Origin of the sequence: Paraburkholderia ultramafica (assembly GCF_902859915.1) — a bacterium.
In the GTDB taxonomy this organism is placed as follows: domain Bacteria; phylum Pseudomonadota; class Gammaproteobacteria; order Burkholderiales; family Burkholderiaceae; genus Paraburkholderia; species Paraburkholderia ultramafica.
Genome location: NZ_CADIKK010000133.1, coordinates 1 through 1624, shown reverse-complemented (window position 1 = coordinate 1624; position 1624 = coordinate 1). Strand labels below are relative to the sequence as shown.

The 1624-nt window shown below is 64.7% G+C and carries 1 protein-coding gene; it reads right to left on the bottom strand.

Annotation, left to right across the window (positions count from 1 at the left end; all coding sequences use genetic code 11):
* A partial coding sequence (locus tag HV744_RS36520; RefSeq protein ID WP_175154077.1) for an acyl-CoA dehydrogenase family protein occupies positions 1 to 1624 on the bottom strand: 1624 nt, incomplete at both ends.

The window sequence follows — 1624 nt, the reverse complement described above, 5'->3', positions numbered from 1 at the left end:
AGAACTGATCTTCCGACAACGCCAGCACGCCCTCGCCGCCCTTCGCGCTGACAATCGACGCTTCGAGCGCCGGCGCCTGCGGCAGCACATGCTCCGCGTAGAACTGCGCGGTCGCCATCTTCGCGCCGTAGAACGAAGGATCCTCGTCGCGCTTCTGAGCCGCCACGAGCAGCGCACGCGCCATCTGCCAGCCGCCCAGCACGATGCCCGCGAGCTTCAGATACGCAACACCGCCGGCGAACACCGCGTTCGGATCGCCCTTCGTATTCGCCACGACGAAATCGACCACCGCGGTGAGCGAACGATGACCCTGTGCCAGATACGTCTTCATCGAGTCGAATGCCGGGCCTTGCTGCGAACCGAGCGCCTCAACCGTTGCGGCGATGCCGGCGAGCAGCGACTTCGCCACCTTGCCGCCGTCGCGCATGGTCTTGCGGCCGATCAGGTCATTCGCCTGGATCGCCGTCGTACCTTCGTAGATCGGCAGGATGCGCGCGTCGCGGTAGTACTGCGCGGCGCCGGTTTCTTCGATGAAGCCCATGCCGCCATGCACCTGCACGCCGAGACTCGTGACGTCGATCGACAGTTCCGTGCTCCAGCCCTTCACGATCGGCACGAGGAACTCGTAAATGGCCTGATGCTCCGCGCGCTTCGCCTCGTCGGGGTGACGGTGCGCGATATCGCAATGCGACGCGGCAACATACGCCAGCGCGCGTGACGCTTCGGTGAGGCCGCGCATCGTCGCGAGCATGCGGCGCACGTCCGGATGCTGGATGATCGCGACCGACTGTTTCGCGGAGCCATCCACCGGACGGCTCTGCACGCGATCTTTCGCATACGCAACCGCCTTCTGGTACGCGCGATCCGAGATGCCGACGCCCTGCATGCCCACCGCGAAACGCGCCGCGTTCATCATGATGAACATGTACTCGAGGCCGCGGTTCTCTTCGCCGATCAGATGACCGATCGCGCCGCCGTGATCGCCGAATTGCAATACCGCGGTCGGGCTCGCCTTGATGCCGAGCTTGTGTTCGATCGACACGCAGTGCACGTCGTTGCGCTCACCGAGCGAACCGTCTTCGTTGACGAGGAACTTCGGCACGACGAACAGCGAAATGCCCTTCACACCTTCCGGCGCACCCGGCGTGCGAGCCAGCACCAGATGGACGATGTTCTCGACCATGTCATGCTCGCCCCAAGTGATGAAGATCTTCGTGCCGAAGATCTTGTAGGAACCGTCGCCCTGCGGCTCGGCGCGCGTGCGCACGAGCGCGAGATCGGAGCCGGCCTGCGGCTCGGTGAGGTTCATCGTGCCGGTCCATTCGCCGGAAATCAGCCGGGGCACGTAGGTCTGCTTCTGTTCTTCGCTGCCCGCCGTCAGCAGCGCTTCGATCGCGCCGTCGGTCAGCAGCGGACACAGCGCAAACGACAGGTTCGACGCGTTCAGCATCTCGATGCCGGCGGTCGCGATCAGCTTCGGCAGACCCTGGCCTTCGTATTCGACGGGGTGCTGCACGCCTTGCCAGCCGCCTTCGGCGAACTGGCGGAAGGCTTCCCTGAAACCCGGCGTCGCGGTGACGACGCCATCTTTCCAGCTGCTCGGATTGCGATCGCCTTCGACGTT